The 13,065-nt window shown below is 34.5% G+C and carries 19 protein-coding genes and 1 pseudogene; 19 read left to right on the top strand and 1 reads right to left on the bottom strand.

The window, feature by feature from the left end; translation table 11 throughout:
- Positions 1 to 151: 151 nt before the first annotated feature.
- The 19 genes and pseudogenes from H4J50_RS16695 (at position 152) to H4J50_RS16600 (ending at position 11,329) form a co-directional block, all read left to right on the top strand.
- Complete coding sequence (locus H4J50_RS16695; protein WP_182257419.1) at positions 152 to 427, top strand: hypothetical protein; 276 nt, start codon at positions 152 to 154, stop codon at positions 425 to 427.
- A 116-nt stretch (positions 428 to 543) separates the two neighbouring features.
- Positions 544 to 939, top strand: a complete 396-nt coding sequence (locus H4J50_RS16690) for a DUF4259 domain-containing protein (RefSeq protein WP_182257418.1) — start codon at positions 544 to 546, stop codon at positions 937 to 939.
- Positions 940 to 963: 24 nt separating this feature from the next.
- A complete protein-coding gene (locus H4J50_RS16685; RefSeq protein WP_182257417.1) occupies positions 964 to 1,539 on the top strand; it encodes a hypothetical protein in 576 nt (191 codons plus the stop codon).
- Between the two features lie 117 nt (positions 1,540 to 1,656).
- Positions 1,657 to 2,232, top strand: a complete 576-nt coding sequence (locus tag H4J50_RS16680; RefSeq protein ID WP_182257416.1) for a hypothetical protein — start codon at positions 1,657 to 1,659, stop codon at positions 2,230 to 2,232.
- A gap of 83 nt (positions 2,233 to 2,315) precedes the next feature.
- Positions 2,316 to 2,669: a hypothetical protein gene (locus tag H4J50_RS16675; protein ID WP_182257415.1), complete on the top strand. Its 354-nt coding sequence runs from the start codon at positions 2,316 to 2,318 to the stop codon at positions 2,667 to 2,669.
- A 124-nt stretch (positions 2,670 to 2,793) separates the two neighbouring features.
- The gene (locus tag H4J50_RS16670) at positions 2,794 to 3,237 is read left to right on the top strand and encodes a hypothetical protein (RefSeq protein WP_220466294.1); all 444 of its coding nucleotides are present in this window, start codon (positions 2,794 to 2,796) and stop codon (positions 3,235 to 3,237) included.
- Positions 3,238 to 3,341: 104 nt separating this feature from the next.
- The gene (locus tag H4J50_RS16665; protein WP_182257414.1) at positions 3,342 to 3,818 is read left to right on the top strand and encodes a GrpB family protein; all 477 of its coding nucleotides are present in this window, start codon (positions 3,342 to 3,344) and stop codon (positions 3,816 to 3,818) included.
- 110 nt (positions 3,819 to 3,928) lie between these two features.
- Positions 3,929 to 4,345, top strand: a complete 417-nt coding sequence (locus tag H4J50_RS16660; protein ID WP_182257413.1) for a hypothetical protein — start codon at positions 3,929 to 3,931, stop codon at positions 4,343 to 4,345.
- Positions 4,346 to 4,451: 106 nt separating this feature from the next.
- Complete coding sequence (locus H4J50_RS16655) at positions 4,452 to 4,922, top strand: hypothetical protein (RefSeq protein WP_108455959.1); 471 nt, start codon at positions 4,452 to 4,454, stop codon at positions 4,920 to 4,922.
- A 369-nt stretch (positions 4,923 to 5,291) separates the two neighbouring features.
- The gene (locus tag H4J50_RS16645; RefSeq protein WP_108455961.1) at positions 5,292 to 5,759 is read left to right on the top strand and encodes a hypothetical protein; all 468 of its coding nucleotides are present in this window, start codon (positions 5,292 to 5,294) and stop codon (positions 5,757 to 5,759) included.
- 109 nt (positions 5,760 to 5,868) lie between these two features.
- Positions 5,869 to 6,198, top strand: a complete 330-nt coding sequence (locus H4J50_RS16640) for a hypothetical protein (RefSeq protein WP_108455962.1) — start codon at positions 5,869 to 5,871, stop codon at positions 6,196 to 6,198.
- 104 nt (positions 6,199 to 6,302) lie between these two features.
- The gene (locus H4J50_RS16635; RefSeq protein WP_108455963.1) at positions 6,303 to 6,899 is read left to right on the top strand and encodes a class I SAM-dependent methyltransferase; all 597 of its coding nucleotides are present in this window, start codon (positions 6,303 to 6,305) and stop codon (positions 6,897 to 6,899) included.
- 105 nt (positions 6,900 to 7,004) lie between these two features.
- Positions 7,005 to 7,475, top strand: coding sequence for a hypothetical protein (locus tag H4J50_RS16630; RefSeq protein WP_182257412.1), 471 nt, complete (start codon positions 7,005 to 7,007; stop codon positions 7,473 to 7,475).
- A gap of 200 nt (positions 7,476 to 7,675) precedes the next feature.
- Entirely contained in the window at positions 7,676 to 8,179 is a 504-nt protein-coding gene (locus H4J50_RS16625; protein ID WP_182257411.1) for a hypothetical protein, read from the top strand.
- Positions 8,180 to 8,293: 114 nt separating this feature from the next.
- Positions 8,294 to 8,755: a hypothetical protein gene (locus H4J50_RS16620; RefSeq protein WP_182257410.1), complete on the top strand. Its 462-nt coding sequence runs from the start codon at positions 8,294 to 8,296 to the stop codon at positions 8,753 to 8,755.
- Between the two features lie 92 nt (positions 8,756 to 8,847).
- Positions 8,848 to 9,630: pseudogene (locus tag H4J50_RS16615) on the top strand (EAL domain-containing protein).
- Positions 9,631 to 9,736: 106 nt separating this feature from the next.
- A complete protein-coding gene (locus H4J50_RS16610; protein ID WP_182257409.1) occupies positions 9,737 to 10,186 on the top strand; it encodes a GNAT family N-acetyltransferase in 450 nt (149 codons plus the stop codon).
- Between the two features lie 132 nt (positions 10,187 to 10,318).
- Positions 10,319 to 10,537: a DUF6500 family protein gene (locus H4J50_RS16605; protein ID WP_182257408.1), complete on the top strand. Its 219-nt coding sequence runs from the start codon at positions 10,319 to 10,321 to the stop codon at positions 10,535 to 10,537.
- A 267-nt stretch (positions 10,538 to 10,804) separates the two neighbouring features.
- Positions 10,805 to 11,329: a hypothetical protein gene (locus H4J50_RS16600; RefSeq protein WP_182257407.1), complete on the top strand. Its 525-nt coding sequence runs from the start codon at positions 10,805 to 10,807 to the stop codon at positions 11,327 to 11,329.
- A 459-nt stretch (positions 11,330 to 11,788) separates the two neighbouring features.
- Here the strand turns inward: H4J50_RS16600 and H4J50_RS16595 are convergent, their stop codons facing one another.
- Entirely contained in the window at positions 11,789 to 12,916 is a 1,128-nt protein-coding gene (locus H4J50_RS16595; RefSeq protein ID WP_182257406.1) for an alanine--glyoxylate aminotransferase family protein, read from the bottom strand.
- Between the last annotated feature and the right edge of the window lie 149 nt (positions 12,917 to 13,065).

Genomic DNA, 13,065 nt, shown 5'->3' with positions numbered 1-13,065 from the left:
TGAAAAGCAAATAAAATGCGGTAACAAAAACTAACAAGGGTTTTCAAGTCGGACAAATTACAGTTGGCTTTTTGTTCGTCCCTCACTTATTTTAGCCAACTGCAATTTGCCGCTTAAAACGGCGTTAGCTACCAGTATTCAGGATATTTAGATGCGTGAAAATGACTATTGTTGCCCAATTTGTAAAACTGATTTGGATTTTTATTCACGTTATCCAAATTATGTTTGTTCTCGATGTGTTGTAAAGGTCGCAGATGAAGACGGGCGAGCCTTAAGCTTTTTTAATGAAGGCATGTATGGAGGTTTTGTTGCGGTTTACACTGATACTAATGAAAGGCGAGATTCTCACACCTGTTACATTGATGAAATAAAATGCTATGCAGATGAAGCTTATACGGGCGGAATTGTAGTGCAAGTAAATACCTAAGAAGTTACTCAAACGGAGGCTAAACAGTTGGCTAGCTTCGTTCCTCGCAATTTTAGCCAACAATTTCGCGCCGCTTAGTAAGGCGTTAGCTATTCAATAAACTAAAGGAGTAATTTATGGGTGCATGGGGAATAAAAACTTTCGAAAATGATGACGCATCGGATTGGGTATGTGAACTTGAAGATGCTTCAGGTACATCAGTAATTGAAAATGCTTTTGAGTTTGAAGATGATTATATTGAATCACCAGAAGGCTCTGAAGCTTTAGCGGCTGCCGAGGTTTTATTAGCTCTAAAAGGAAAAGCTCGAGATAACCTACCCGAAGAGGTAACAAATTGGGTCAAAAGTAATAAAGAATTAGATGTCACTAAACTTATCCCTAAAGCAATTGACTCAGTTAAAAAAATTCTATCTGAAGATTCAGAACTAAATGAATTGTGGGAAGAGTCAGATGACTTCGATAGTTGGTTCAAAGACGTTGCTGAACTGGTTATGGCGCTAGAGAATAGCTAACAAGAAATTAAACAAGGAGTCGAGATGGAAGCAAGTGTTGAACAAATAGAGCAGAAAGAGCCTGTCCAAGCAACTAAAATGGAATTTTATGCTGTATCGCAGAAGAAATTTCTAATTATGTTCTTAGGGACGTTCGGACTTTATTCCGTTTACTGGTTTTATAAACATTGGAGTCTATACAAAAAAAGTGAAAATGAAGATGTGTGGCCAATAATGAGATGCATATTCCAGATTTTCTTCACTCATTCATTATTTTCACTTTTCGAGATGAAATATCAGAATAAAACCGGAGAATCTCCTAAAAGCATTAATAACATAGCTACCATTTACGTGGTCACGGCTATCCTTGGAAATATAGGCAGTAACTTAGCCGGAAGTGGCTATGGCGTTCCTTTTACCCATTATTCCTTATTCATGGCTTTACCAATATCATGTTGGTGTTTATACCAAGCCCAATCACTTGCGAACTATGCAAGTAATGACGTCAACGCTAATTCAAACAATAAACTTACTTTAATAAATTATATTTGGTTGGTCTTAGGTTTAATGATTTGGCTTCTTAATATTATTGGTTTATATCTTATGCCAATCGGAGCATAACGTGTTGCTAATAAGTTGTTAAACCAGGACAAAAAACAGTTGGTTTTGCTCCTTCGTCGATAATTTTAACCAACAATTTTTTGCCGGTTATTAGGGCATTAACCTTACAGGGATATTATGAAGCACCTCCTAATTGTTATTTTATTTATATTTACTAGTGTTAGCCAAGCGGAAGATGATTCTAGTTGGTTATTAGCTGACGGAACTCCAGCACCAAATACTGACTCCCAGAAAAGTATTAAAGGCTTCGGTGGCTGGTTACTAGTAACGCCAGATGAAGATTGGGAACAAAAGTGGAACACACCTGTTGAAAACACTCCCTCTTTTTCAGTAGCTAAAGAAGTTGAAATAGGTGAAGAGCTTACAATTTTACCTTTTTTTGTTAATCCTAAACTGAATGATGATAAATCATTAAATATTTTATGTGATATAAGTGTTCAAAAACCAGATGCTTCCTTTTCCTTTAATGAAACAGGAATACTCTGTGCTACTGGGATCTATGAAGGGGATATTAATAATGTTTTACTAGCCTCTACAGTTGTAAAGTATATTGGTGAGGAAGGTGATCCTTTTGGTGAGTGGATTGTCCGATTTAAGTTTACAGATACTGTACGTAATGTTTCGGTATCTTTAAAAACCAGCTTTACTCTTGTCAAAAATAAGGCTATCAAGCCACTCAAGCAGGACTTTTAACAGTTAGTTAGGTTCCGCTTCGCTTCACATTATAATCAGCTATCAAAAGCCTCTTAATGAGGCGATATGCCTAAAGGGATTTTGTGTTTACATTTCTATATTTATTTTCAAACTTAGTTGGATATTTTTTTAGCTTCAATTTTATTCTCAATAAGCTAAAAGTTAGCGAGCAACGAAGAAAGAGAGCTGCTTATTTAAGTTTGTTATTACTAGGCATTCAATTAGTTAGTTCTACTTTATGTGAGCTAGTTGCTCTTGACGATTTAGCAGCATTGCTATTAACTATTATTATCTTTTTAGCTGTTATACAAAAATTTCTAAAGTTAACTGTTTGGCAAACTATATTAATTCCCATAGTTGTACCAATAATTGGGCAACTTTGTTTTGTTATCGTATTTGCTTTAAGTATCAAAGTATTCGGGCCAATTACGATGTAGTCTGCATATAACTAGAAATTAAACAAGAACTAAAAACAGCGAGATGTTCGCTTCGCGCCATTTTAGCCCACTATTTTTAGCCCATTATTTGGGCGTTATTTGCCAGTGCAAAATGGAGTTCGCATTGAAGTTTAGTTTTAAATCAAAGTTATTAATTAGTGCAGGTTTTATTGCCGCTGCTTCTGCTATATGGCATCTACTATGTATCTGGGGAGGTCCTAGTTGGTTTACTTTCGCGCGAGCACCTCAACAAATTATTGATTCCGCACAGCAAGGAACTTTACTTGCTCCATTTGGTACAGTCGTAATCGCAGGATTAATGTTCTCATGTACCGTTTTTGCTTTTTCAGCCGTTGGTTTAATTCGCAAAATACCTTTAGTTAAACCAGCTTTAATTACTATTGCTTTTCTTTGCACATTGCGTGGTTTAATTGCTATACCTACATTTACTAACCCTATAGGCTTAGATCTTTGGCAAGTTATTGCTAGTACGGTTTGGGTTTATGTTGGTATTTGTTTTATCGCTGGTAGTATAGAACAATATAGCCTTGATAAATCAGGCACATAACAAGAATATTAAACGGAAAATTACAGTTGGCTGTTTTTCGTTCCCCAAACATTTTAGCCAACTATAAATTTCCTCTTAAGTAGGCGTTAGAGCGCTCTCGAGTTATGTATATATTTCCGCACAATGAAAACTGGAAGTCCGAGTTCGAAAATATGAGAGATTCAATAATTTCAACGTACGAAGGTGATATTGAAATTTTTCATATTGGCTCAACTGCAATAGCAGGGTTGTATGCTAAAGATTGCATCGATCTGTTAGGGGTTGTTAAGGACATTTCAAAGGTTTCAACTTTCAAACAAAATATTGTTGACCTTGGTTTTGTTTACAGAGGTCAAAATGGCATTATTGGGCGAGAATATTTTTCAAAAAAGCAAAGAAAGGTTCACTTGCATGTTTTTCAATCAGGTGATGTGAATGTGGAGAAGCACTTACATTTCGTTAAGATCATGAATAATAACGTAGCGTTAATTACTGAATTAAATCAGCTTAAACAAGGCTTACACGCAAAGTACCCTAACGATAAAGAGTTGTACCAAAAAGGGAAGGCGTTCTTTTATAGTCATATAAACAAAGTGCTATAAGCTGTTAAACAAGGACAAATAACAGTTGGTTTTTGCTCCTTCGTCGTTTATTTTAACCAATCATTATTTACTGCTTAGCAAAGTTTTATACGCACAAGAGTTTATCTAGCATGGGTGTTAAAAAATATATAAAAATAACCTTACAAATTTCACTAGTTATATTTCTTGGCTTTCGATTTTATGGTGTATTTGTAGGAAAGCAGTCTAATGAAGAAGTCAGAGCATCATTCGAGAGATACTTTACCGATTCAGATGAACGTATAAAAATGACATATTTTAGCGTTGATAAAAATACTGTGGGTTTAGCACTAGAGTTAAGTGGTCTTGGCGAAAATATTGGCTTAAATGACAAAGCTAAAATAAAGTCTAATTCTCGTAAATACATCAGAGAGAAAGTTTGTAGCGATGCTCAACTTGTAAAATATATAAATGATGGGAATTTTGTTTCAATAGATATACGAAATGGGGATAGCGGTCGTTTGGAGAATATTATGAATTTAAGTTTTTCAAAAGGTTCATGCGTATAATAATCACTTTAAACGGAACAAAAATAGTTGGTAGGTTCCGCTTTTTTGACATTATAACCAACAATTTTTGTCTGCTTAAGCGGGCGTTATACATTAAGGAGAGTCCATGCACCCGAATCGGAATGCAATCGCATTTGGCGGTATAGTTTTTTTAGTTATTTCTTTCGTTTTGGTCGTAAGCTTATCACTGTGGGCTTGGCCAAAATATAAAGTTTACAGCATGGAAATGAATGGTAAGGCTTCTTTAAAAGAGGCTGAATGGAGTAAACAAATACTCATTGTGGAAGCTAAAGCGCAAGAAGAAGCTGCTTTAATGCAAGCAAAAGCTAGAGTTACTTTAGCTCAAGCAGAAGGCGAAGCTAAATTAGTTCGTGCTAAGGCTGAGGGTAAAGCTGATATAGAACTTGCCAAAGCAGCAGCAGAAGCCAATAGAATAATTGGTGAATCTTTAAAAAATAATGAAGCATATCTACGTTATATTTGGATCAAAGGCCTACAAGAAGGAAGTGGCGAGCGTATTTATATTCCAACAGAGGCTGGTATGCCAATCTTAGAAGCTGGTAAGGCTAAAAATTAAGGTATAACAAGTTGCTAAGCGTTAGGTTTTTTTGTTGAATAATTATGTAAAAAGAGATTATTAATGGAATATACACTCGTCAAAACATCTACATATAAAGGGTTAATCAAAGAGGTTAACGATCTCATAAAGAAAGGTTGGATCCCTCAAGGGGGAATAATGGAAGATCAAAGCGGTAGATGTTTACAGGCAATGATTAAAACTTAAATTTATTGTAATACAAAACCGTTATTGAGGCTTTATTCGTATATTCAAGCCTAACAAGACTTCAGACGAGGAAATACAGTTGGCTGTTTTCACTCTGTTCAACATTTTAGCCAACTATATTTTCCGCTTAAGTAAACGTTAAGTGTTTAGAAGAGTTAGTCGATGTATCAAAATTTATTTAAAACTATAGTCTTATTTTTCTTTCTTTCAGGCTGCGCTGAAAGAGTAATCGATATTAGTGATAAAAAAGGGAAAATTGTTGGTGGTTGTAATGCTGGTTTTGATTGGCATTTATACGGCCTGCAAGACTCTATTGATTATTTATTATATGAATGCGCTAAGGACTCAATTGCTAAAGGTTACACAATATCAGATGAAAGATTGCTCTCGATTGATTTTTCACTACCTGATCCACCAAAAGGTCAGTCGTGGAATAAAAAATTAGCCATGAGCCAATTTCATAGCGGTAAAATTACGGAAAGAAAATTAGGATATATTCTTGCGGCAACAGAGTTTCAATATATAAAAATTATTCGGGCTGCTGAAGGTGATTTAGCTAGTGAAAAGATAACTGAGTCTGAATTTAATGAAATTGACAAAAATGCCAAGCTAAATTGGCTTGGTGAATAGAACACATAACAAGGCGCTCAAGAGGTAGAATTTACAGTTTTCTGTTTTCACTCCGTTCAACATTATAGCAAACTATAAATTTATCCTTAGCGGGGCGGTATGAAGCTAAATGAATTTATATAAACCCCATACAGTAGCAATATATTCTGGTGTAATAGCAACATTGATTGGACTTATTGCATTATCCTTAAGTTGGAATCTTTGGGGATTTTTTAGTGGTCCATTACCTGGCTATCAAATCTTTTTGTTTCCAGGTAATTTGTCTCTGATTTATTTTTGGCATCCAATATTTACTGAAGAGATTAATTTTTGGCCAAAGTTATTTATGCTGCTGTTTGGACAGTTTGTTGTCGTTACCTGTATCGTTGTTGTATTAGTGAAACTAAAGAATAGACTTGTACCATCGCTTAATAACAAGACGTTAAAGCAGGACAAATAACAGTTGGCTTTTTGTTCACAACGTTCACTTATTTTAGCCAACTGTATTTTCCCCTTAAACGGGCGTTAGACCTTTAGATAAACTGTGAATTTTTGGAGAGAATTTTGAGTAACAAATGGGACGAGTATGCTGAAAACTGGGATGTAGATCCTACAGTTGAAGAGTATGCAAAAAATGCATTTTCAGCACTATTACAAAACATAAATATTAATGGTTTAACTGTTCTTGATTTCGGCTGTGGTACAGGTGCATTAACTCAACTTATGAGCCCAACAGCTAAAAGTATTGTTGCGATAGATCCATCTTCAGAAATGATAAAGCATTTGGATAAAAAGGCGCTAAATAATGTATCGTCTATTTCTGACTATCTATCAAAAGAGTTAGTTCAAAGCCTTCCAGAGTTTAAAAACAAATTTGATGTAATAGTGGCATCATCTGTTTGTGGTTTTCTACCAGATTATGAAGCAACTTTGAGTTTATTAAAGTCTCTACTAAAAGATGGTGGCGTGTTTGTACAATGGGATTGGCTTTCTAATGATGATTCATCGGAAATGGGGTTGTCAGTAAAAAGGGTTAAACAGGCATTTGTCGCAAATGATTTTGTAAATACTAAAGTTAAGCGTGCTTTTATAATGAGCAGCTCCGAAGGTAGTATGCCTGTTTTAATGGCTATTGGAGAAAATGCCTTGCAAGAACTTTAAATATAACAAAAATAAACAGCTGGTTAGGTTACGCTTCGCTTCACATTATAATCAGCTGTTTTTGTCCGCTTAAGTTGGCGTTAGGCAGCAGATAAGGAGGTTTTCTTGCCATTATCAACGAAAGGTATTTCGCATCAAATAATATCCTCATTAATCACTTTCAAAGTTGAAAATTTAGGGACTATTAATGATTGTAAAATTGTTATAAACCACTTGATTCGAAAGTTTAGTGAACCTCTTGAAAAAGAAGGATTACAAAAGAAATATATTTCTAAACTCGTAATTGATCAATCTAAAGCAATTAAAGAGCACTTGTTCCCAGTAAATGAAATTATGAATCATTTATTGGCAATGCCATTGACTGAAAATAAAGATGTTCTGGCAAATACAGTACATGCATATCTTGAAAATGCACTAATCCTTGTCTATGTAACGAAAGATGAAGATAACCAATTAAATAAATTTGGTTTTCAGCGTAATATGCCAACTGAATATAGTGATCCTAAAAGTCCATTGTATGGTGATGTATGGGCTAGGTACAAATGCTCAAATTTATTTTCAAATATAATAGAGTGAAACCTTTCTCACCAGCAAATTAATAGGAAAAAACCGTTGGCTGTTTTCGTTTCTCAAGACTTTAGCCAAAAAATAAACTTCCTCTTATTGGGCTGATTTTTTACCTCTTTGGTGAACATATAACCAGTCCCTTAAATAGGCGCTATTTACAAATGCTACTTTTGGCATATGTAATTATTATTATAAAATAAGGATATACCTTGAAAAAAATCATTTTACTCTTACCTCTATTATCTCTTAGTTGTTTCGCTGCGGTAGATAGTGAAACTAAAAATCATTCTGTTGGATTTGGTATCGGAGCTATGTATAGTGGCATAGGAACAAATTTTTCATTCGTTTCAAAAACAGATTTAAAATATATATCAGCTGGTTGTACAGCATATAGTTCAATGACCGGTTCAGAGTGTGGTGTTGGTGTTGGCTGGATTAAAACTGATTTATTCGACTCTAATTCTAATAAACATGGTTTCGGTGTTTATGTTGGCTCAGTTGGTAAAGAATCAAGCTATAGCAATACATCTACTTCAAATGGAGTTGAGTATTATCGTCACGAAAATAATATATATGGCGTTGGTGTAAGTTATACATATTTCATGAATGGCATTGACCATTCAGGTACAACTTTTGGTATTTCGGTTCATGCTACTAATGCGGAGTTCGAAAGTAACTACGGCGGTTTCTTCCAAGTTGGTTATCAGTTTTAGCACATAATAAGTCCATCAAGCATTACAAAATACAGTTGGCTGATTTCACTTTTCAACATTTTAGCCAACTATTTTATTACTGCTTTGCAAAGCATTAACTTTCAGGAGAAAAAATTGAAGCATCTATTAATTACCATCTTATTACTGGCACCATTTTTTACTTATGCGAATGAATCACAACAGATTGATAAATTAGCTAAACCGATTTTGGATCTATTTTCAAAAAATGAAATTGAACATGTTGCAAGTAAAGCTTTAGAGCATAGCTCTGTTAGTGACTACATTAGCAAAGCTGATTTGATTCAAACCGATAGTCAATTTCATGGTTATTTAAATGTGCTTGGAAAGTTCTATTCGCTTCAGTTGATTCACCAACAAGGGATTGAAGGAACTTATTCTACTCGTTGGTATGTCTTAAAGTATCAACGTCAACCTGCTTTAATTAGCTTAGAGTTTTATAAAGCTGATGACGAGTGGGAAGTTCACTCGATCAATCTTAAATTGGAGCTAGATGATTACCTTGAAGAAAGATCAAAAATAGAAATTGGTAAGTTAGGTATTAAAAAAGAAAACTAACAATCTAATTAATAAGAACAAAAACCAGTTTACGGTCAACAGAGCGTTATATCTTCGCTTAATTTAGCGTTTAATATGTTAAGGATATATAAATGAAAGAAGAACCTATAATTTATGACAGACTTTCATGTGATAACTGTTCTGATAAAAGTAGCCTTAACTTCGATTTTACAATGGCTTTTCAACCCATTATTAATTGTAAGACTAATAAAATTTATGGTTATGAAGCCTTGGTGCGTGGATTAAATAATGAGTCAGCATTTTCAATAATATCTAAAGTTAACGATGATAATCGATATTTATTTGACCAACTTTGTCGAATTAAGGCGATAGCTTTAGCATCCTAATTAAAACTTGAAACTATGCTTAGTATTAACTTTCTTCCAAATGCTATATACAAGCCTGAGCGTTGTATTCGTACGACATTAGATGCGGCCAAGAAATATAATTTTCCAGCTGAAAGAATAATGTTTGAGTTTACAGAAGTTGAAAAAATAGAAGATAGTAATTTTGTTAAAAGCATAGTCGAATATTATATTAAATTGGGGTTTAAAACTGCAATTGATGATTTTGGATCTGGTTACTCTGGCTTAGGGTTGTTAGCTGACTTTCAAACCGATATTGTAAAGCTTGATATGGCGCTTATCCGTAATATTGATTCAGATCATGCTCGTCAATCAATCGTAAAAAACTGTTTAAATATTTTTCGTGATTTAAATATTACTCCACTCGTTGAAGGTATTGAGACTAAGGAAGAGTTTATCTGCTTACGAGATTTTGGTGTTGAGTTAATGCAAGGTTATTTGTTTGCTAAACCTGGATTTGAAAAACTGCCAAATGTAGATTTTAATTTAGTGAATGAATTTGGCAAATAAAATAAGTCTTTAAAGCATGGCAAATAACAGTTGGCTGTTGTTCGTGCGAACATGTTAGCCAGCTATTTCTTGGGTGTTAAACTGGCAATGTATTGATAAGGCATGTATGGAAAATTTTTCATGGGTTTATGATCAAACTAATATTGACTGGAGTCAATTATCAGAACTTTATCGAATTGCCCCTTTAGGCGACAAACCTGCAGAGAATCTTAAGATAGTATTCTCTAATAGTAAGTTTAAGTGTTTTATCTTTGATAATTGTAAACTAATTGGTGTTGGTAGGGCTTTAGCTGATGGAATTGACTGTTCATATATATGTGATGTAGCAATTCATCCTAATTATCAGGGACTGGGTTTAGGTCGTCAGATCATTTTAAAATTAGTTGAATTTTCTGTAGATCACAAAAAAATTCTTTTATATGCCAACCCAGGTAAAGAAGGCTTTTATTACAAGCTTGGCTTTAAGAAAATGAATACAGCTATGGCTATTTTTAACAATGAGCAAAATGCTTTAGATGTTGGATTGGTAAGTTCAACTGAACAAGAAACCGAATAAGTACAAAAATATTGGCAATTTCTCGTTCGTCGCTTATGTTATTCAACAATATTTTTCCTATTAACATGGCGTTATATACCCTTAGCGTTTTTAGACTATTGGTAATGACGAGTAAATGATGACGAGTAAATAATGAGAGAAGAGTTAAGAGCTAAAATTATTGCGATTTGTGATAAAAAAATTTCCAGTAAAGGTGATAATGTTGGTTTGTCTTTTTATGCTTTTTTTGCAAACAAAAATGACAATCCTGAGTTACTTATGGAGGCTGCAACATGGTGGATTCAGACTCATAAATTAGATCATTTCGTTAAAGCTCATAAAATAAAAGATATGATACAAGGTGGGTTTTAGAGTTAGCAAATGAGTATCTTCAAAGAGAAATAACAATTGACTGCTTTCTCCTTTGTTACATATTTTAACCCATTATTATTTGTCTCTTAATGAGACATTAGTTAGCTTATGTACCTAGTTGTATTTTGATAATGTAAACTCAATTGCTGAGACTAAAAATGACCACCAATTAAAGCTTATTTCTTATGCTTGGTCATTACTAACGATTCAAATTACGAATTGCAGACTTGTTAATACGAAAAGGAATTTTTAATGATAAGGACATTTATGAAACATATTTTAATAGCCATTATTATCTTTTTATCAAGTGCTTGTGGCGGAGGCTCTGGCGGAAAGTCAACCAACATAAATGAATTGCCAGTCGATGAAGAGGGCTTTATCTTACATAATATTAGGTTTGATTCAAAAGATTTTTATGAAGGAGAGCAGGTAACAGTTACAACCGGTACACGTTTTGACGTTCAATGGGTATCACCTTCTTCAGCTTCTTACAGAATAGATTTATATTTATCGACTAACGGTGAGGCGCACTCTGACACAAATAAAATAGTAGGGCTTAGATGTGGCAGCACTTCTTTTTCACTTTGTCCTAACGCTACAGGTGAAGTGCAATGTGAAGTTGATGACAACACTTTATCTTGCTTTGCTGAAGGTGATTCTTTAGGTGGTAAACCCTTTCAGGATGAAGACCTTTCAAACTTAAGGTTTATTATAAAAGGCTGTGACGCCCTCAATAACTGTGATGTAAAAACGTTTGATTTGATGGTACAAAATATATCTGAGGGGGAGTAAAAAATAGTGAATATATTGATATTCAATCAGTGACACTAAACCATCTAACCATCTTCAAAGCTGTTTTAGCCTTATACAACGATGTCTTAAGTTTACTTAAACTTGCTTAAACTTGCTTAAATCTGCTTAAGTCATTCTGTATTTTTGTTACTGGTAATTAAATAGCTTATAGCGCATGTAATACAATTAGTTATCACTTATAAATAACGATTAACATGGGTGTAGAGTGTGTTGATAATTAAAGTAGAGATATAAATAAGTGATTTAAGAGTTTAATGATGAGAATACAAAAAGCCAGTATAGACAAGATAACGATATCTTGTTGATACTGGCTTTTTTAGTAACCCAACAAAGCTAATTTCGCACTGTTTTTTGCATATGTAATCGATAATTGAGTTGCATGTTGAACCAAAACGGTTTTTTAGATTTCATATAATGAAAAATATTAATGAGCCTTGTTTAGTTTTGTTGGGCTAAAGCGTCTTCTAATGTGGTTAAACATAAAGCTACATTTTCGCTTCTTGCAGCATAACCCATCAAGCCAATTCGCCATGCTTTTCCGGCAAAATCACCTAAGCCGCCACCTATTTCTAAGTTGTATTTGTTCAACAAATAACTTCTAACTTTGGCATCGTCTATGCCTTCAGGAATATAAATAGCATTAAGCTGCGGTAGACGCTCTTCTACTGGCACAATGAACTTAATGCCTAGTTTATCTAAACCTTTAGTAAGTGCTTCGTGCTGCTCTTGGTGGCGTGCCCAGCGGTTTTCTATGCCTTCATTTTGCAGTTGAATTAACGACTCATGTAACCCGTATAAGGAGTTAACAGGGGCGGTGTGGTGGTAGCTTCGTTTACCCTCACCAGACCAGTAACTCATTACAAGTGATTGATCTAAAAACCAACTTTGTATTTGTGTTTTACGGTTTTTAATAACATTTACCGCTTTTTCACTAAATGAAATGGGTGATAAACCCGGCACACACGATAAGCATTTTTGAGAGCCAGAATAGATCGCATCTATACCCCAATCATCTACTTTAAGTTCAACGCCACCAAGTGATGTAACCGCGTCTACTATAGATAAACAATTATGTTGCTGGGCAAGGGCACACAAGGCTTTAGCGTCTGATAATGCGCCAGTTGAGGTTTCAGCGTGTACAAAGGCTAAAAATTTAGCATCAGGATTAGCTTTTAAAGCGGCTTCAACTTTGTCTACTTCAACCGCTCGACCCCAAGGAGAGTCAACTACTATGGCCTCTGCGCCGATACGAGTAACGTTTTGGATCATACGATCACCAAATACGCCGTTTCGACATACAATTACTTTTTCGCCTGCTTCTACTAAATTGACAAAACAAGCCTCCATGCCAGCAGAACCAGGCGCTGAAAGGGCGATAGTGAATTCATTTTTAGTTTGAAAAGCATACTGAAGTAGTGCTTTTAATTCGTCCATCATACCTACAAATAAAGGATCTAAATGACCAATGGCAGGTCTTGAAAGTGACGCTAAAACTTCAGGACTGATGTCGGAAGGGCCAGGGCCCATTAATATTCTGCGAGGTGGGTGAAATGATTTAAAATTCATGTTGAATGCCTTTATTGAATGGAAGTAATGATTGATTAATACTTTGATAACAAAGCCTGTCACAGGTGTCAAGTTTATCGATTTCATAAAAATTCATATAAAAATAAAATTAAATTAAGTGGAAAAATAAAAGTTGACATAACTGACAG

Source organism: Colwellia sp. 6M3 (assembly GCF_014077595.1).
In the GTDB taxonomy this organism is placed as follows: domain Bacteria; phylum Pseudomonadota; class Gammaproteobacteria; order Enterobacterales; family Alteromonadaceae; genus Cognaticolwellia.
The sequence above is the reverse complement of the archived record's forward strand: the minus strand, read 5'-3'. Positions and strand labels throughout refer to the sequence as shown.